Genomic DNA, 16,715 nt, shown 5'->3' with positions numbered 1-16,715 from the left:
CAGTCATGCCCTCATGCCGGGGGAGTGTCAAATGATCGGCGCGGCTGCGTTCGGGCCAGAATGGCCGGTCAGATCAGTCCAGATCGCGCAGGTATCGTCGGAGCACGCGTTCGAGCTTGGCCGCGCCGACGGGCGCCATCGCCTTGGTGTGGTCGTGGCTGATCTTCTCGTCGCTCATTCCGGCCGCCATGTTGGTGATCACGGAGATCGCGGCGACCCTCAGTCCGAGGAATCGGGCGAGGATCACTTCAGGCACCGTGGACATGCCGACCGCATCGCCGCCCAGTGTCCTGATCGCCCGGATTTCGGCCGGCGTCTCGAAGGAGGGGCCGGAATACCAGGCGTAGACGCCTTCCGCCATCTCCACACCCTCGGCCGTTGCCGCGGCGCGCAGGGCCGCCCGCATCGCCGGATCGTGGGCGTCCGTCATCGGGACGAAGCGGGCGTCGGTCGGTTCTCCGATCAGGGGGTTCAGCCCGGAAAAGTTGATGTGGTCGGAAAGCATCATCAGCGATCCCGGCGGGGTCGCGGGCACGAGGGAGCCGGCGGCATTGGTGACGATCAACCGCTCCGCGCCCAATGCCTTCAAGACCTCCAGCGGCAACCGCATCGCGTCCGCCCGTCCGCTTTCGTAGTAATGCGCGCGGCCGCCGAAAACCGCGACCCGGCGGCCTTCCAGCATGCCGACGGCGAGCTTCGGGTTGTGCCCCGAAACGCCCGCATGGGGAAAGTCCGGCAGGTCGGCATAGTCGATGGCCGCGCCCGCGACCTCGCCCGCGATGTGGCCGAGGCCGGAGCCGAGGATCAGGCCGTGGCTGACCGGCTCCGCCCCGGCGCGGTCGCGGACGATCCGGGCAAGCTCAGCGCTCCTTGACATAGGGTTCGCCTCCGGCGCGGGGCGGGATCGCGCGGCCGACGAAGCCGGCCAGCACGATCACCGTGAGGATGTAGGGAAGCGCGTCGAGCGCCGGGACCGGGATCGAGAAATGCAGCGTCTTCGCGATCACGTCGGGGCGCAGCGCCAGTGCCTGGAAGAAGCCGAAGAGCAGCGTCGCCATCAGCGCATACCACGGCCGCCATTTCGCGAAGATCAGCGCAGCCAGAGCGATGTAGCCGCGTCCCGCCGTCATCTCCTTGCCGAACCCGGCCTGCAATCCGGCGGCCATGTAGGCGCCCGCCAGGCCGCACAGGATACCAGTGATCATGACGGCGGTATAGCGCAGGCGCACGACTGAAATCCCGGCGGTATCGACGGAGGCCGGGTTCTCGCCCACCGCCCTGAGCCGGAGGCCGAAGCGCGAGCGGTAGAGAACCCACCAGGTCAGGGGCACGCAGAGAAGGCCGATATAGACGAGCGCGGTATGACCGGACAGGACCTCGGAATAGAAGGGGCCGATCAGCGGGACGTTCGACAGGCTGTCCGCGAATGGCAGCGCGATCGGGTTGAAGCGGGCGTCGCCGGATAGGGGAGGGGTGCGCCCGCCCTGCCGAAAGAGCGATTGCGCGATCAGAACGGTGATGCCCGAGGCCACGAAATTGAGCGCGACGCCGGAGATCAGCTGGTTTCCCCGGAAGGTGATCGAGGCGAACCCGTGGACCCCGGCGAAGAGCATCGACCCGAATATCCCGGCCAGCACGCCGAGCCAGACCTGCCCGGTCATCGCCGCGACCGCTCCGGTGCACATTGCCGCCATCAGCATCTTGCCCTCGAGCCCGATGTCGAAGATCCCCGACCGTTCGGAAAAGAGGCCGGCAAGGCAGGCGAGGAGAAGCGGTGTGGCGAGCCGCATCGTCGAGTCGAGGATCTGGAGGAGCGTCGCATAGTCCATCACGCCACCCCCAGCGGCCGGGGCCGGAAGAAGAAGCCAAGGAGCATCCGCACCATATGGTCGAGCGCCCCGGTGAAAAGGATCACGAGGCCCTGCACCACGGTCCGAAGCTCGATCGGGATCGAGGTCCAGAGGCCAAGCTCCGCCCCGCCCTGGAAGAGGAAGCCGAAGAGGATCGCGGCCAGGAAGACGCCGACCGGATGGTTGCGCCCCATCAGCGCCACGGCGATGCCGATAAAGCCCGCCCCCTCGGCGGAGTTCTGCAGGAGCCGCTCGCTTTCGCCCATCACGTTGTTGATCGACATGAGCCCGGCCAGAGCGCCCGAGATCAGCATCGCGATCATGGTGATGCGCACGGGCCGGATCCCGGCATAGATCGCGGCCTTTTCGGACTTGCCGAAGGCGCGGATCTCATAGCCGAGCCGCGTACGCCAGAGGAGGAGCCAGATCAGCCAGCAGGCGATCAAAGCGACGAAAAACGTCACGTTGGCCGGCACCTGCTTGTTGAAGATCAGGCCAAGGCCGGGGATCTCGTGCAGGGTCGGCAGCTTGGTGCCTTCGGGGAAGCGGGCGGTGGCCGGGTCCATCTGCCCCGGCGGGCGCAGCACGTTCACCAGCATGTAGATGATCAGCGCCGCGCCGATATAGTTGAACATGATCGTGGTGATGACGATATGGCTGCCGCGCCTGGCCTGGAGATAGGCCGGGATCGCCGCCCACGCCGCGCCGAAGACCGCCGCGCCCACCATCGCCGCGGGCAGCGCCAGCGTCCAGTGCGGCCAGGGCAGGGACAGGCAGACGAGCGCCACGCCGAGCCCGCCAAGCTGCGCCTGCCCCTCGCCGCCGATGTTGAAGAGAGAGGCATGAAAGGCGACGGTCACGGCAAGGCCGGTGAAGATGAAGCTCGTCGCGTAGTAAAGCGTGTAGCCCCAGGCATAGGGCGATCCGACCGCCCCGATCACCATCGTCTTCAGCGCCTCGGACGGGCTTTGCCCGATGGCGAGGATCACGAGGGCCGAGATGATGCCGGCGAGAAGGAGGCTGATGAGGGGCACAAGGACGAGATCGGCCCAGCGCGGCAAGCGGGTCATCAGGCGGCCTCCCCGGCGACGCCGGCCATCAGAAGGCCAAGCTCGCGCTCGTTGGTCTGATCGGGCAGGCGTTCGCCCATGATGCGGCCGTCGAACATCACCGCGATGCGGTCGGCGAGGCCCAAGATCTCGTCAAGCTCGACGCTGACGAGGAGGATCGCCTTGCCGGCATCCCTGAGTTCCACGATGCGCTTGTGAATGAACTCGATGGCGCCGATATCGACGCCCCGAGTCGGCTGCCCGACGAGGAGGAGGTCGGGGTTCCGCTCGATCTCGCGCGCGAGGATGATCTTCTGCTGGTTGCCGCCCGAAAAGCTCTTGGCGGGCAGCGTGGGAATCGGCGGGCGCACGTCGAAGCGCTCCATCTTGCCCTTCGTGTCCTCAAGGATCGCCTCGTTGTCCATCAGAAGGGCGTTCTTCTGATAGGCGGGATCGTTGTGATAGCCGAAGGCGATGTTCTCCCAGGCGGCGAAGTCCATGATCATGCCGAGATGTTGGCGGTCTTCGGGCACGTGCGAGATGCCTTTGGCGCGGCGCGACTGGCCGTCGGAATGCTGGCCGGTGAGGTCAAGCTCCTCTCCGTTCAGCCGGATATGGCCGGTGCCGGACGCGATGCCACCGAGGACGGCCAGTAGCTCCGACTGGCCGTTTCCCGCGACGCCGGCGATGCCGAGGATCTCTCCGGCGCGGATCGTGAAGGAAATGCCTTTCAGCCGCTCCACCTTGTCGGCGTCCACGACGCGCAGGTTCTCGACCTCCAGCACGGTCTTGCCCGGCTTGGCCGGGGCTTTCGTCACGTCGAGCAGCACCTTGCGGCCGACCATCAGTTCGGCCAGTTGTTCGGGGCTCGTCCCGGCGGTCTTCACCGTCGCCGTCATCTCACCCCGTCGCATGACGCTCACCGTGTCGGTGATCTCCATGATCTCGCGAAGCTTGTGGGTGATCAGGATGATGGTCTTGCCCTGTTCCTTCAATCCCTTGAGAATACGGAACAAATGGTCCGCCTCGTCGGGCGTCAGCACCCCGGTCGGTTCGTCGAGGATGAGAATATCGGCATGGCGGTAAAGCGCCTTCAGGATCTCCACCCGCTGCTGGTGGCCGACGCTCAGTTCCTCGATCACCTCCTCGGGGTCGACGTCAAGTTCGTATTCGCGCGCGAGTTCGCCGAGCACGGCCCGCGCCTTGGCGAGCGAGGGGCGCAGGAGCGCGCCGTCTTCGGCGCCGAGAATGACGTTCTCCAGCACCGTGAAATTCTGCACCAGCTTGAAATGCTGGAAGACCATGCCGATGCCGGCGCGGATCGCGGCCTGGCTGTCGGGGATTTCGGTCTTCCGGCCGTTGATGAAGATCTCGCCCGAGTCGGCTTTGTAGAAACCGTAGAGGATCGACATCAGCGTGGATTTCCCGGCACCGTTTTCGCCGATGATGCCGTGGATCGTGCCCTTCGCCACCTGGATCGAAATGTCCTTGTTGGCCTGCACCGACCCGAAGGCTTTCGATATCCCGCGCAACTCGATGGCAAAGGGGGCGGCCGTTTCCGGCCGCCCCTTGTCTTCGCCCGGCGTCATCAGAACGACGCGGACGGGCAGGTATTGTCGGCCATGTAATCGTGGACCACGATCTCGCCCGACTTGATCTTCTCGGCCGCGGCATCGACCGCCGCCTGCATCTCCGGCGTCACCAGAGAGGCGTTGTTGTCGTCCATCGCATAGCCGACGCCGTCGTTGGCAAGGCCCATGACGTTGATGCCGGGCTGCAGGTCGGTGCCTTCCTTGAAGGCTTCGTAGACAGCGTTGTCCACCCGCTTCAGCATCGAGGTCAGGACCTGGCCGGGATGCAGATAGTTCTGGTTGCTGTCGACGCCGATCGAAAGGATCCCCTCGTCGGCGGCGGCCTGGAGAACGCCGATCCCGGTACCGCCGGCGGCGGCATAGATCACGTCGGCGCCCTGGCTCTTCTGCGCCTTGGCGAGTTCCGCGCCCTTCACCGGGTCGTTCCAGGCCGAGGGCGTCGTGCCGGTCATGTTCATCACCACGGTCGCATTCGGGTTCACCGCCTTCACGCCTTCGGCATAACCGCAGCCGAACTTGCGGATCAGCGGGATGTCCATGCCGCCGATGAAGCCGACCGTGCCGGTTTTCGAGGCGAGCGCAGCCATCATGCCGACGAGGTAGGAGCCCTCATGCTCATTGAAGACCACCGATTTCACGTTCGGCTGATCGACGACCATGTCGATGATCGCGAACTTGGTGTCGGGGAAGTCGGGCGCGACGGTGTTGAGGACGTCTCCGAAGGCAAAGCCGGTCATCACGACCGGGTTGGCGCCGGCCTCGGCCAGGCGGCGCAGCGCCTGTTCGCGCTGGGCCTCGGACTGCATTTCCAGCTCTTTGTAGGTGCCGCCGGTCTCCGCCTTCCAGCGCTCGGCCCCACCATAAGCGGCCTCATTGAACGACTTGTCGAACTTGCCGCCGAGGTCGTAGATGATCGCCGGATCGGCCAGCGCCGCACCCGAGGTCAGCGCCAGGCCAGCGGCCGCGCCGAGGAATTTCTGCATAAGGGTCATGGAAAACTCCCGGTTGGTAATCTGTTGATCCGCGTCCGCGGTGGTCCAGTGCGGAGGCCGGTCACGCGCGGATTCCCACGATTAGCGCGTAAGCGTCGAAGTCGGTCAATAGCTATTTGACGGTGACGGGGCGGCAGTTTGACCTTTTGGTCAACGAGATTGCCGGGAATCAGCCGAGATCGAGAGACATCACGATCGCATCGACCGCGACACCGTCCGGGGTGCGATAGTAAGCCCGCCTGCGCCCCGCCTCGGAAAAGCCCGCGCGACGGTAGAGCGCACGGGCTGCGGCGTTGTCGGCGGCCACTTCGAGAAAGGCGCGCTCCGCCTTTTGCACGCGGGACGCGTCGAGGAACGCGCCCACGAGCAGGGCGCCCGTGCCCCGCCTGCGCCCGGCGGGGCGGACGGCGAGGGTCAGGAGTTCGGCCTCGCCCGCGATGACCCTTCCGATCAGGAAACCGTCGGCGGCGGTCAAGAGGAAGCTGCCCGGCTGGGTCAGGGTCCCGGCGATTTCATCGGCGCCCCAGGGGCGCGGCACGGTAAAACTCTCGGCATGGATCGCAGCCAGTTCGACCGGATCGGTCTGGCCGGTCACGGCAGGATCACCGGCGGCGCGTCGCGCATTGGCGCGGCATCGGCGGGTCGCAGGTAGAGGGGGGCGGGGCGGGGCTGTTTCTCGCCCCTTCGGTCGCGCGCCACGTGGGCGATGCGCGCCGCCATCTCTGCCCCTGGCAGGTCGGAGAGCCACAGGACCGGCGCATCGAGCGCGCCGATGTCGGCGGCCGGGCGAAGTTCGGGCTCTGCCGCGTTCCCATCCCGCCGTTGCAGGTAGACCATCGCGCGCGGCGCCTCGATGGCGATCAAGACCGGGGATGTCGCCTCTCCGCAGGCGCGGGCGTCGAAGCCGTTGACCCCGACGGCGGGGATATCCAGAGCGAGCGCAAGGCCCCGTGCGGCTGCGACCGAGATGCGGATGCCGGTGAAGTTGCCCGGCCCGGTGCCGACCCCGAGCGCGTCGAGATCGGTCCAGCTCTTGCCCGTTTCGAAGAGGAGTTCTTCCAGAAGTGGCATCAGCCGTTCGGCCTGGCCGCGCCCCATCTCCTCGGACCGGGCGGCAAGCACGATGTCGCCCGACAGCAAAGCGGCCGCGCAATGCGCGGCCGATGTGTCGAAGGCCAGGATCAGCGGGTCGGCCATTCCTCAGGCCGCGACCGGCCGCACCTCGACCACTTCGGGGATGTAGTGCCGCAGCAGGTTCTCGATCCCCATCTTCAGCGTCAGGGTCGAGGACGGGCAACCGGCGCAGGCGCCCTGCATGTGCAGGTAGACGATGCCCCGGTCGAAGCCGTGGAAGGTGATGTCGCCGCCGTCCTGCGCCACGGCGGGGCGCACGCGGGTGTCGAGGAGTTCCTTGATCTGCTTGACGATATCGCTGTCCGGCCCATCATGCGCGGCGTGGGCGCTTTCCGCGCGCTCGCCCTCGATCACCGGCTGGCCGGACTGGAAATGTTCCATGATCGCGCCGAGGATCGCGGGCTTGATATGCTCCCAGAGCGTGGCCTCGGCCTTGGTCACGGTGACGAAATCGTTGCCGAGAAAGACCCCGGTGACGCCGTCGACCGCGAAGATGCGGCGGGCGAGCGGGGATTTCGCCGCCGTATCGGGGGCCGGGAAGTCGGCTGTGCCGCTGTCCAGCACCGCGAGGCCCGGCAGAAACTTGAGCGTTGCGGGGTTCGGCGTGGATTCGGTCTGGATGAACATGGGGTCGCCTCCGTTGCTGGTCAGATATGCGCCCGGGACCGGGTGGAGTCAAGGTTTGGAACGATTCTAAGCTGGGTGCGGGCGGCGCGGCGCGAGCGAATATGCGCACCCCTTCGTTCCCGCAGATGACTGTCGCGGGGTGATTGTTTTTCAAGGGTTTGAGCGCCCGCCAACGCGCAAGGCGGCTGAAGGCCGACGGTCCCGCTTGCGGAAGTTCGAAGGCGCGGATAGGCGTCAGGGCCGGAGGTCCGCGATGTCGCTCACCGTCTTTCTCTCCGTCCTCGCGGCCGCCCTCCTTCACGCGACCTGGAACGCGCTTGTGCGGGTTGGCGCGAGCAGGGTCGGAACGATGATGGTCCTGTCGGGCGTCCAGGGCCTGATCGGTGTCGCCGTCGCGGCGACCCAGCCGGTCCCGGCAGCGGCAGTCTGGCCTTGGCTTCTGGCGTCCGGCGCGATCCATTCGGCCTACAAGATCTTCCTGACCTTTGCCTACGAGCATGGCGACCTCAGCCGCGTCTATCCGCTTGCCCGCGGCACCGCGCCGATGATCACGCTTCTCGTCGGTGCCATCTGGCTCGGCGAGGTCGTGGTGGTTGCCGAGGCGGCGGGCATCCTCGTCCTCGGGTTCGGCATCCTCCTGCTCGCGCGTGGCGTCTGGACCAGCGGCGAGTCGCGCCGGATGCTGCCCTTCGCCTTCGGTTCGGCCTGCGCGACGGCGGGTTACACGCTGGTGGACGGGCTTGGCGCGCGGGTGGCGGAGAACGCGACGGTCTTCGTCGGCTGGCTTTTCGTGATCGACGGGGTGATCTTTGCCGCCGCGATGCTGGCGCTGCGCGGCCGGTCCTCGCTGCCCTCGGGGCGCAGGGTCTGGGCGATGGGCAGCCTTGCGGCGGCGGCGTCCTACGGCTCTTACGCGGTCGCGGTCTGGGCGATGACCCTCGCCCCGATCGCGCTTGTCGCGGCCCTGCGCGAGACGTCGATCCTCTTCGCGGTTCTCATCGGCTGGCTACTTTTCCGTGAGCGCATGACACGGGCGAAGGCGGTCTCGGTCGGGCTGATCGCGGCGGGTGTGATCCTGACGCGGATCTGACGCTTACGCGCGTTCGGGAAAGATCTGCTGGGCGATTCCGGCGAGAAGCAGGTAGACCGAGGTCAGCCCGAGCCCCCAATGGGCAAGGTCGCCGGCCGCGAAATCGACCCAGGCCGCGCGGCCGGCGAAGGCCGTCCAGGCGAGCGCTACCGGAAGCGTGATCCAGCGCCAGCGTTCGGTCCGCACGGGATGGACGAATTTCAGGTTGGTGAACATCGTCAGCGCCAGCGCCACGATGATCGCCAGCATCAGGTAGAAATTGGGCTCCAGCGCGAAGAGAACGATGACCACCATGTTCCAACAGGCCGGGAAACCCGCAAAGGAATTGTCGGTCGTCTTCATCCGCGTGTCGGCAAAGTAGATCACGCTCGCATAGGTGATGACGATGATCGCGCACCAGCCGGTCCAGCCGGGCAGGAGCCCGGATTGGAAAAGCGCGAAGGCCGGGATGAAGACATAGGTGAGGTAGTCGATGATGAGATCCAGAAGCACCCCGTCATAGGTCGGCCAATTCGTCTTGACGTGGTAGTGGCGGGCGAGCGGGCCGTCGATCCCGTCGACGATAAGGGCGACGACGAGCCAGAGGAACATCAGGCTCCATTCCGCCTTGACCGCGGCGAGCATGGCCAGCATCGACAAGACGGCCCCGGTCGCGGTGAACAGGTGGACGGACAGCGCTTTTATCTGCGGGGTCATCGGCTCAGTCGTTCCTTGTTCCCTCAGGCACGCGGATGCGCCCTGTCGTAGACCTCCATGAGGCGTGCGGTGTCAACCGCTGTATAGGCCTGCGTCGTCGAGAGCGAGGCATGGCCGAGAAGTTCCTGAATGGCGCGGAGATCGCCCCCGGCGGTCAGAAGGTGGGTCGCGAAACTGTGCCTGAGGGCATGCGGCGTGGCCGAGGCGGGCAGGCCGAGACCGAGCCGCGCCTGCTCCATCGCCTTGGCGATGAGGCGCGGGTTCAGCGGGCCGCCGCGCGCGCCGCGAAAGAGCGCCTCGGCGGGTTCGTCCTCGACCGGAAGCGGGCAGAGCCGGACATAGGCGGCGACGGCGGCACGGGCGGCGGGCAGGACCGGCACGATCCGCTCCTTGTCGCCCTTGCCGCGGATGCGCAGGGATTGCGGCAGCGGGCTGTCGGCGCCGGTGAGGTCAAGCGCTTCGGAGATCCGCAGCCCGCAGCCGTAAAGCAGCGTCACCACGGCGGCATCGCGCGCGGCGATCCAGTCCTCTCGCGGGGTGCTGCCCATGAGGTCGATGACATCTCGCGCGCCGTCCTCGCTCAGGGGGCGCGGCAGCTTGCGCTGGAATTTGGGGCTGCGCGCGGCAAGGATCGCGGTCGGATCGAACCCGTCGCGCTCCGACAGCCAGCGGGTGAAGCCCTTGACCGCCGAAAGCTTGCGGGCGAGCGAGCGGGCTGAGGTGCCGCCTTGCCGCTCATGCGCCATCCAGGCGCGCATGTCGCTTTGCGTGATCGTGGCAAGCCGCTTCGGCGCGATCCCCTCGCCGTGATGCCGGGCGAGGAAGGCGAGGAACCCCGTCACGTCCGTCCGGTAGGCCTTCACCGTGTTCTCCGCAGCGCCGTCAAGGGCCGAGAGGTGGTCGAGCCAGGTGGAGAGCGCGTCGCGGAGCGCGGGGGTGAGGGCGATGCTCATCGCCCCGGCTCAGGCCAGCCAGCGCCGCATCGCGCGTTCGAAGACGCCCCCGAAGAACGTCAGAAGGTCGGTGCCCTGATTGGCGCGGAACTGATGCGGATCTTCCGCGCCGAGCGCGAGCATCCCCGGCAGGCGGCCCGGGCCGAGATCGAGCCGCAACGCGGCCTCGGACCGGATCCAGGCGCCGTCCCGGCCGTAGATCGTCTCGGATTCCAGCAAGGTCTGGCGCAGGACGACGCTGCGCGACGGGCCGGAGCGGCCACCGGACATGTAGGTATCGACGAAACCCGGTTCCGCCACGCAAAGCACGTCGCCAAGGCGGCTCAGCGACGGATCGTGATCGGATTGCACGGTCTCCAGCACCAGCCGGACGCAGTTGACCCGCAGGATCTGGGCCACCTCGCCGCCGATATTCTTCAGGAAGGCTTCGAACTCGGTCGGGTCGAGCATCTGGAGGATGGCGCGGTGCACCTGGTTGGTGCCGGCGAGGTTTTCGTAGGCCGCCGCGATGACAGACCGATGGGTATCCTCAAGCCGGTCCAGGCGCGCTTCGAGCCGTTCCATGGCGATGCCGCGCAGGTCGACGATATTGGCCCCCATCGCGCGTTCATTGGCGGCGATCAGCGCCTTCATCAAGTCGCGATCCTCGAGGATCACCTCCGGCTCGGCGATGAGCCGGTCCCTGACATCCGCCGCAATGTTCGCCGTTTCGGCCATCTCTGCCCCCGTTTCTCTCTTGGTTTCCGCCGACTCTAGCAGCCCGCCAAAGCGATTTCTGCAACTTTTTCCAAGTTCGGGGCGTTCCGGGCGCAACCGTTGCAACGATGACTCCCGGACCCTTTCGGCAGTCAGAGAATCTTCTGTCCGGTCTGCGCCCAGTCCTTGAGGAACTGGTCGAGGCCCTTGTCGGTCAGGACGTGGTTCGCCATCGACTTGATGACGGCAGGGGGCGCGGTGATCACGTCGGCGCCGATCTTGGCGCAGTCGATGACATGGTTCACCGAGCGGATCGAGGCGGCGAGGATCTCGGTCTGGAAGCTGTAGTTGTCGTAGATCGTGCGGATGTCGTGGATAAGTTCGACGCCGTCCATGTGGATGTCGTCGAGCCGGCCGATGAAGGGCGAGATGAAGGAAGCGCCGGCCTTGGCGGCGAGGATCGCCTGCGCGGCTGAGAAGCACAGTGTCACGTTGACCTTGTGGCCTTCGGATGCGAAAGCCTTGCAGGCGGTGAGCCCGTCCCAGGTCAGCGGCACCTTGATCGCGATATTGGGCGCGATCTTGGCAAGCTTCAGGCCTTCGGCGATCATCGCCTTGGCCTCGGTGGCCACCACTTCGGCAGAAACGGGGCCCGAGACCATGTCGCAGATTTCCCTGGTCACTTCGAGAATGTCGCGGCCCGATTTCAGGATCAACGACGGGTTCGTCGTGACTCCGTCGACCATGCCAAGGTCGTTGAGTTCGCGGATGGCGGCGGTGTCGGCGGTATCGACGAAGAATTTCATGGCTGCGGTCCTGTCGCTGGCAAGGGCTTTCGGGCGGGCTTTTAGCGCAATCGTCGTGCCGCCGAAACCCGGGAAAGGCAGCGCCGCGTGACTGACTTCGGGTTTTTCGACGAAGGCGCGCTCGTCTCCGTCCTGACGACGGAGCCCTTGGGGCGGCCGCTCGACTACAGGGCGCCGGAAGGCGGGTGTTTCACGGGGGCCTTCGTCGAGGTGCCGCTGGGTCCGCGCCGGGTGCTCGGCGTGGTCTGGGGGCCGGGCGAGGGCGGCTATGACCTTGCCAAGGTGCGCCCCGTCACCCGGGTTCTCGACGCCGCCCCGATGGGCGCGGCGATGCGGTCTTTCCTGATGCGGGCGGCCGATTACACACTGACGCCGATGCCGGCGATGCTGCGGCTCGCGACCCGCGCGCCGGGGCTCGCCGACCCGCCGGGGCCGCGCAAGGTCTACCGCCGGGGCTGGGCGGAGCCCGACCGGATGACGGATGCGCGGGCGCGGGTGCTGGACATTCTGGACGAGTATGGCGGCGCGGCCTTCACGCTTGGCGAGCTGGCGGGGCTGGCCGGCGTTTCGACCAGCGTCGTCAAGGGGATGGTGAAACATGGCGCGGTGGCCGAGGAGGAGGCCCCGCGCGATCTGCCCTATCCCCGGCTCGCTCCCGACCTTTCCGGAAAGGCGCTTGCCGAGGATCAGGCGGCCGCCGCCGCGCGGCTCAGGGCGGCCATCGCGGGCGGGGCCTATGGCACGACGCTGCTGAAAGGTGTGACCGGGTCGGGCAAGACCGAGGTTTACCTCGAAGCCGTGGCCGAATGCCTGCGGCAGGGGCGGCAGGCGCTGGTGCTGCTGCCCGAGATCGCCTTGACGGCGGAATTCCTCACGCGGGTCGAGGACCGCTTCGGCGCGATGCCCGGCGAATGGCATTCCGGCGTGACGATGACCGAGCGCCGGAGGCTCTGGCGGATGGCGGGCGAGGGCAATGTCGGTCTTGTCGTCGGCGCGCGCTCGGCTTTGTTCCTGCCGTTCCGCGACCTTGGCCTCATCGTCGTCGACGAGGAGCATGACACCTCTTACAAGCAGGAGGACGGGGTTCTCTACAATGCCCGCGACATGGCGGTGCTGCGGGCGTCGCTGTGCGATGCGCAGGTGGTGCTGGCCTCGGCAACGCCCTGCCTCGAAAGCTGGGCCAATGCCGAGGCCGGGAAATACCGGCGCATCGACCTGACCTCCCGCTTCGGCGTGGCCGAAATGCCGGAGCTTCGCGCCATCGACATGCGCGACGAACGGCTGGAGCCGAACCGCTGGATCGGCCCGACGCTGGTCTCAGGGGTACGCGAGCGGATCGCGCGGGGGGAGCAGGCGCTTCTTTTCCTCAACCGGCGCGGCTATGCGCCGGTCACGATCTGCCGCGCCTGCGGTCACCAGATCGGCTGCGAGCATTGCGACGCGCGGATGGTCGAGCACCGGTTCCTGAAACGGCTCGTCTGCCACCAATGCGGCGAGACGAAACCGATGCCGGAAGCCTGCCCGCATTGCCAGGCGGTTGGCCGTCTCGCCCCGGTTGGGCCGGGGGTCGAGCGGTTGGCCGAGGAGGTCGCGGCGCGTTTTCCAGAGGCAAGGGTGGCGGTGCTCTCTTCGGATCTCTTCAGTTCGGCCCGGGCGCTGAAGGAGAAGATCGCCGAGATCGCCGGCGGCGGCGCCGACATCATCATCGGCACGCAGCTCGTCGCGAAGGGTCACAACTTCCCGCTCCTGACGCTCGTCGGTGTGATCGATGCCGATCTCGGGCTGCAAGGCTCCGACCTGCGTGCGGCGGAACGGACGTTCCAGCTGATGCGGCAGGTCTCGGGCCGTGCCGGGCGGAGCGAGAAGCCGGGTGTCGCGATGCTTCAGACCTACCAGCCCGAACATGCGGTGATCCGGGCGATCCTGTCGGGCGACGAAGAGGCGTTCTGGCGTGCCGAGGCGGCAGAGAGGCAGGCGGCGGGAATGCCGCCCTATGGGCGCCTTGCCGGGATCGTGCTGTCCGCGCCCGACGTGCAAGCGGTCTTCGACTTCGGCGCCGAGCTTGCCCGCCGCGACGCGCCCTTGCGCCGGATCGGGGCGCAGGTCTTCGGGCCGGCGCCGGCCCCTGTCGCGCGGGTGCGCGGCCGTCACCGCGTGCGGCTTCTCGTCAAGGCGGCGAAGGGCGTGGCGCTGCAACCCGCATTGGCGGAATGGGTCGGCCAGCTGAAGGTGCCGAACAACCTGCGTCTCGCGATCGACATCGACCCGCAGAGTTTTTACTGACCCGGCCTCAGATCATCTGGTCGTAGGCCGCGACCGCGATTGCCCGCAGCGCGTCGCGCGGGATGTCGCCAGTCACCGCATAGCTGAGGCTGCCGTCGATCCAGTAGAAGCTTTGCGCGCCCGGCCTTTCCGCGAAGCGGAACGCGGTGTCGCCGCTGTCTTCTCCGGGTGCCACATAAAGCGTGACGCGGCGGCCGAGGTCGTCCTCGTACATGAAAAGCGCCGCCGGGCCGGTCGGTGACGGAAGAAGCCGCCCGCCCATCAACCGGAAGCCGGCGGCGGCGAAATCAGGCGGGGCGATGGGATGGCCGAGGCGCTTCGAGAGCCACTGGGTCAGGTGCGCGCTTTCACTTGCTGTAACCTCGACCGGATGGGCGACCTCGGCCACGTAGGTCGTGTAGGCGGCAAGGGCCGCGTCGGCGACGCGGACCTGCGCCGGGACCTTGCTGTCGAGGCGGGCGAGGATGAAGCCGCCGATGCCGCCAATCGCCAGAAGCGCGACCGCCGCCGCGATCCTGAGCGGCCCCGCCAGGCGCCGACGCATTCCGGCGCGGTCCTGGCGGCGGGCCTCGGCCAGCCGTTGGCGCAGGGGTTCGGGCAGCGCTTCGTCCAAGGTCCCGTCGTAGGCGGCGCGCAGACTCTCGTCCTGGCGGGACCAGTCGTCGAGGCAGGCACGCGCAGCCGGGTCGTCTTCGATCCGCCGGGACATGGTGTCGCGGTCGGCGCCTGTGATCGCGCCGGCATGGAACCGGATCAGGTCATCCTCGGGGATCGGGGGGTGGCCGCTCATCGGCTGTCCTTCTTTTGCAGGGGCGTCCGCGGATCGCGCCCCGTCATCGACCGCAGCGCCGCGCGGGCGCGGCCGAGGCGGGAGACCAGTGTGCCTTCGGGAATGCCGAGGATCGCGGCGGCGGCCTGAAGGGTCTGGCCCTCCAGCGCCACCAGAACCAGCACCTGGCGCTGATCGACGGGCAGGCGGGCGATGGCGGCGCGAACCTCGGCCAGCGCCAGCCGGTCCTCGGCCGCGTCGCCCGCCGCGGGAACCTGCGGCAACTCGTCCACCACGACCAGATGCGGGGCGGCACGTCGGGCGCCGTCGCGGTGGATGTTCAGCATGATCTTCCAGATCCAGCCGGCGACCGGCCCGTCGCCGCGCCAGTGGCGGCGGCGGGCCAGCGCGCGTTCCAGACTGTCCTGGACAAGGTCGTCGGCCGCAGCAGCATCGCGGGTCAGGGCCCGCGCCGCGCGTCTCAGCCTCGGGATGGCCGCCTCGATCTCGTCCAGAACGCTCATACGGACCCTTACGGCTGCGCGATGTGCCAGACGTCCTTGACGCCGTCGCCGGTGATGTCGCCCGGTTTGGCATCCTTGATCCAAGTGTAGAGCGGCATGCCCTTGAAGGTCCACTGGTGGCTGCCATCCGTCCGCTCGGTCAAGCTGAAATCGCCCATTGCCGCGTCGCCGTCGGCGGCCAAGAAGGGCGGCCAGTTCGTCGCGCAGGCGTCATAGCAGGCGGACATCCCGTCCTTGTCGGTGTCGAAGGTGTACAGGGTCATGCCCTTGGCGTCGGTCAGCACCGCGCCCTTGGCGCTCTCGCCGGTCATCGGCGCGGCAAGAAGGACGGTGGCGGAAAGGCCAAGGCTGGCGGTCAGAAGGATGAAGCGGGTCATGTGGGTTTTCTCCGGTCTGTCACAGGCGCCCGTCGCGGACACCTTGGAAGAAAGACGCCGATCAGACGCATTCCATCCCGCTGGTCGCGGTTTCGTGATCGTCAGGCGGCCGCGCGTTCGGCCCTCTGGTCGAACAGGAGGTCAGTGACAACCGCGCCGACCCACATCGAGAAGAGCGCAAGCCAGGCCGTGGCCGCGAAGATCGACCCGCCCGTCACCCCGGCGCCGATGGAGCAGCCGCCGGCCAGCATCGCGCCGAATCCCATGAGCACCGCGCCGAACATCGAGCGGCGCATGTTGCTTTCGCCCTCGAACCCTTCGAAGCGGAACTGCCCGGCGAGAAGCGCCGACACGCCCGCGCCCAGCACAACGCCGGGAACGAGGCCAACGTCGAATTCGAGAACCCGGACCGGTTCGAGGAAGAACATGAGCGTCGAGGCCGAGGGGCCGGAGAAGGTCACGGAGCTGATTGTCACCGGATCGAAGCTGACTTGGGCGAGCGCGTAGGTCGAGATCCAGCCGAGTGCCACGGAAAAACCGACGCCCGAGGCGAAGATGAGGGTGGAGGCGCCGATCCGGTTCCGGCGCGAAAGATAGAGTGCCAGAACCGCGATCAGGATGCCGAGGACAAGCCCGCTTTCACGCGGCAGCCCGCTCCAGTCGATGAGGTTGACGTTCTGGCCGCCGGGCGTGATCCACGACCCCGCGATCCGATCACGGAGCGGTGCGAGGATGCCCTTGAGGCTCATCTGCGCGACGACGGCAAAGATCAGGCCCGAGACGACGGAGCGGAGATTGCCCGACGAGGCGAGGACGAGGAGCCGTCCGGGGCAGCCGCGCGACAGGACCATGCCGATGCCGAAGACGATGCCGCCGACAATCGCACCGGCCCAGGACCCGGCGATGGCCATCATCCGCGCCTCTTCGACCCGCATGAAGCCGAGGAGGTCCGCCCCCTGCACCCAGACAACGGCCGTGGAGAAGCACAGGAGCCAGACCGCGACGCGCGGCCCGAGCTTCCCGCGCGCGAATTCCACCGTGGCGGCGCGCAGGCAGAAGCGCGAGCGCTGGGCCGCGACGCCGAAGACGATGCCGGTGATCAGCCCGAGAAGCGCGGCTGCCGGCGCTTCGCCGATCCCTTCCACGAGTGCAAGAATGTCCATGGGCGTTTCCTCCCTGTCTGGACGCATGCGGTATCATGAATATGAGCGCCTTGATACAGATCATGTGCCGGTGCGAATCTCGGCTCCGCCGCGACTGTGCGAACCGGCGTGCCG

At 67.4% G+C, this 16,715-nt stretch carries 18 protein-coding genes; 2 read left to right on the top strand and 16 right to left on the bottom strand.

Going from position 1 to position 16,715, the window contains the following annotated elements:
• Positions 1–73: 73 nt before the first annotated feature.
• From V5734_RS18815 to V5734_RS18780, 8 genes are all read right to left on the bottom strand, one after another.
• The gene (locus tag V5734_RS18815) at positions 74–877 is read right to left on the bottom strand and encodes a purine-nucleoside phosphorylase (protein WP_347311139.1); all 804 of its coding nucleotides are present in this window, start codon (positions 875–877) and stop codon (positions 74–76) included.
• Complete coding sequence (locus V5734_RS18810) at positions 861–1,829, bottom strand: ABC transporter permease (protein WP_347311138.1); 969 nt, start codon at positions 1,827–1,829, stop codon at positions 861–863. Before V5734_RS18810 ends, V5734_RS18815 begins: the two co-directional genes overlap by 17 nt.
• A complete protein-coding gene (locus V5734_RS18805; protein ID WP_347311137.1) occupies positions 1,829–2,920 on the bottom strand; it encodes an ABC transporter permease in 1,092 nt (363 codons plus the stop codon). The genes V5734_RS18810 and V5734_RS18805 overlap by 1 nt, the downstream gene beginning before the upstream one ends.
• Entirely contained in the window at positions 2,920–4,488 is a 1,569-nt protein-coding gene (locus V5734_RS18800; protein WP_347311136.1) for an ABC transporter ATP-binding protein, read from the bottom strand. The genes V5734_RS18805 and V5734_RS18800 overlap by 1 nt, the downstream gene beginning before the upstream one ends.
• On the bottom strand, positions 4,488–5,483 hold the full coding sequence (locus V5734_RS18795; protein ID WP_347311135.1) for a BMP family lipoprotein: 996 nt from the start codon (positions 5,481–5,483) through the stop codon (positions 4,488–4,490). The genes V5734_RS18800 and V5734_RS18795 overlap by 1 nt, the downstream gene beginning before the upstream one ends.
• A gap of 169 nt (positions 5,484–5,652) precedes the next feature.
• Entirely contained in the window at positions 5,653–6,078 is a 426-nt protein-coding gene (gene rimI / locus V5734_RS18790; protein WP_347311134.1) for a ribosomal protein S18-alanine N-acetyltransferase, read from the bottom strand.
• On the bottom strand, positions 6,075–6,680 hold the full coding sequence (gene tsaB, locus V5734_RS18785) for a tRNA (adenosine(37)-N6)-threonylcarbamoyltransferase complex dimerization subunit type 1 TsaB (protein WP_347311133.1): 606 nt from the start codon (positions 6,678–6,680) through the stop codon (positions 6,075–6,077). Before tsaB ends, rimI begins: the two co-directional genes overlap by 4 nt.
• Positions 6,681–6,683: 3 nt before the next feature.
• The gene (locus tag V5734_RS18780) at positions 6,684–7,244 is read right to left on the bottom strand and encodes a NifU family protein (protein ID WP_347311132.1); all 561 of its coding nucleotides are present in this window, start codon (positions 7,242–7,244) and stop codon (positions 6,684–6,686) included.
• A gap of 253 nt (positions 7,245–7,497) precedes the next feature.
• On the opposite strand from V5734_RS18780, the gene V5734_RS18775 reads away from it, so the two are divergent.
• Positions 7,498–8,334: an EamA family transporter gene (locus V5734_RS18775; protein ID WP_347311131.1), complete on the top strand. Its 837-nt coding sequence runs from the start codon at positions 7,498–7,500 to the stop codon at positions 8,332–8,334.
• 3 nt (positions 8,335–8,337) lie between these two features.
• Here the strand turns inward: V5734_RS18775 and V5734_RS18770 are convergent, their stop codons facing one another.
• The 4 genes from V5734_RS18770 to fsa all read right to left on the bottom strand — a co-directional run bounded on the left by V5734_RS18770 (position 8,338) and on the right by fsa (position 11,485).
• Positions 8,338–9,030, bottom strand: a complete 693-nt coding sequence (locus tag V5734_RS18770; RefSeq protein WP_347311130.1) for a CDP-alcohol phosphatidyltransferase family protein — start codon at positions 9,028–9,030, stop codon at positions 8,338–8,340.
• Positions 9,031–9,053: 23 nt separating this feature from the next.
• Positions 9,054–9,983 (bottom strand): tyrosine recombinase XerC, encoded by a 930-nt coding sequence (locus V5734_RS18765; RefSeq protein ID WP_347311129.1) that lies wholly within the window; start codon positions 9,981–9,983, stop codon positions 9,054–9,056.
• Between the two features lie 9 nt (positions 9,984–9,992).
• On the bottom strand, positions 9,993–10,700 hold the full coding sequence (locus V5734_RS18760) for a DUF484 family protein (protein ID WP_347311128.1): 708 nt from the start codon (positions 10,698–10,700) through the stop codon (positions 9,993–9,995).
• Between the two features lie 131 nt (positions 10,701–10,831).
• Complete coding sequence (gene fsa, locus V5734_RS18755) at positions 10,832–11,485, bottom strand: fructose-6-phosphate aldolase (RefSeq protein ID WP_347311127.1); 654 nt, start codon at positions 11,483–11,485, stop codon at positions 10,832–10,834.
• A gap of 87 nt (positions 11,486–11,572) precedes the next feature.
• Here fsa and V5734_RS18750 point away from each other — a divergent pair, with 87 nt between their 5' ends.
• Positions 11,573–13,768, top strand: a complete 2,196-nt coding sequence (locus V5734_RS18750) for a primosomal protein N' (protein ID WP_347311126.1) — start codon at positions 11,573–11,575, stop codon at positions 13,766–13,768.
• A gap of 7 nt (positions 13,769–13,775) precedes the next feature.
• On the opposite strand, the gene V5734_RS18745 is transcribed toward V5734_RS18750, so the two are convergent.
• The 4 genes from V5734_RS18745 to V5734_RS18730 all read right to left on the bottom strand — a co-directional run bounded on the left by V5734_RS18745 (position 13,776) and on the right by V5734_RS18730 (position 16,601).
• Positions 13,776–14,558, bottom strand: a complete 783-nt coding sequence (locus tag V5734_RS18745) for an anti-sigma factor family protein (RefSeq protein ID WP_347311125.1) — start codon at positions 14,556–14,558, stop codon at positions 13,776–13,778.
• Positions 14,555–15,061 carry a sigma-70 family RNA polymerase sigma factor gene (locus V5734_RS18740; RefSeq protein ID WP_347311124.1) on the bottom strand — a complete coding sequence of 169 codons (507 nt, stop codon included), beginning with the start codon at positions 15,059–15,061 and terminating at the stop codon, positions 14,555–14,557. Before V5734_RS18740 ends, V5734_RS18745 begins: the two co-directional genes overlap by 4 nt.
• Positions 15,062–15,069: 8 nt before the next feature.
• A complete protein-coding gene (locus tag V5734_RS18735; protein ID WP_347311123.1) occupies positions 15,070–15,438 on the bottom strand; it encodes a COG4315 family predicted lipoprotein in 369 nt (122 codons plus the stop codon).
• A 101-nt stretch (positions 15,439–15,539) separates the two neighbouring features.
• The gene (locus tag V5734_RS18730; protein WP_347311122.1) at positions 15,540–16,601 is read right to left on the bottom strand and encodes a YeeE/YedE family protein; all 1,062 of its coding nucleotides are present in this window, start codon (positions 16,599–16,601) and stop codon (positions 15,540–15,542) included.
• Positions 16,602–16,715 lie beyond the last annotated feature (114 nt).

The sequence above is a fragment of the Defluviimonas sp. SAOS-178_SWC genome (assembly GCF_039830135.1).
GTDB lineage: Bacteria > Pseudomonadota > Alphaproteobacteria > Rhodobacterales > Rhodobacteraceae > Albidovulum.
The sequence above is the reverse complement of the archived record's forward strand: the minus strand, read 5'-3'. Positions and strand labels throughout refer to the sequence as shown.

Coding starts and splice junctions, on each gene's coding strand:
- V5734_RS18815 (WP_347311139.1), bottom strand. CDS start 877: ATGTCAAGGAGCGCTGAGCTTGCCCGGATCGTCCGCGACCGCGCCGGG.
- V5734_RS18810 (WP_347311138.1), bottom strand. CDS start 1,829: ATGGACTATGCGACGCTCCTCCAGATCCTCGACTCGACGATGCGGCTC.
- V5734_RS18805 (WP_347311137.1), bottom strand. CDS start 2,920: ATGACCCGCTTGCCGCGCTGGGCCGATCTCGTCCTTGTGCCCCTCATC.
- V5734_RS18800 (WP_347311136.1), bottom strand. CDS start 4,488: ATGACGCCGGGCGAAGACAAGGGGCGGCCGGAAACGGCCGCCCCCTTT.
- V5734_RS18795 (WP_347311135.1), bottom strand. CDS start 5,483: ATGACCCTTATGCAGAAATTCCTCGGCGCGGCCGCTGGCCTGGCGCTG.
- tsaB (WP_347311133.1), bottom strand. CDS start 6,680: ATGGCCGACCCGCTGATCCTGGCCTTCGACACATCGGCCGCGCATTGC.
- V5734_RS18780 (WP_347311132.1), bottom strand. CDS start 7,244: ATGTTCATCCAGACCGAATCCACGCCGAACCCCGCAACGCTCAAGTTT.
- V5734_RS18775 (WP_347311131.1), top strand. CDS start 7,498: ATGTCGCTCACCGTCTTTCTCTCCGTCCTCGCGGCCGCCCTCCTTCAC.
- V5734_RS18770 (WP_347311130.1), bottom strand. CDS start 9,030: ATGACCCCGCAGATAAAAGCGCTGTCCGTCCACCTGTTCACCGCGACC.
- V5734_RS18765 (WP_347311129.1), bottom strand. CDS start 9,983: ATGAGCATCGCCCTCACCCCCGCGCTCCGCGACGCGCTCTCCACCTGG.
- V5734_RS18760 (WP_347311128.1), bottom strand. CDS start 10,700: ATGGCCGAAACGGCGAACATTGCGGCGGATGTCAGGGACCGGCTCATC.
- fsa (WP_347311127.1), bottom strand. CDS start 11,485: ATGAAATTCTTCGTCGATACCGCCGACACCGCCGCCATCCGCGAACTC.
- V5734_RS18745 (WP_347311125.1), bottom strand. CDS start 14,558: ATGAGCGGCCACCCCCCGATCCCCGAGGATGACCTGATCCGGTTCCAT.
- V5734_RS18740 (WP_347311124.1), bottom strand. CDS start 15,061: ATGAGCGTTCTGGACGAGATCGAGGCGGCCATCCCGAGGCTGAGACGC.
- V5734_RS18735 (WP_347311123.1), bottom strand. CDS start 15,438: ATGACCCGCTTCATCCTTCTGACCGCCAGCCTTGGCCTTTCCGCCACC.
- V5734_RS18730 (WP_347311122.1), bottom strand. CDS start 16,601: ATGGACATTCTTGCACTCGTGGAAGGGATCGGCGAAGCGCCGGCAGCC.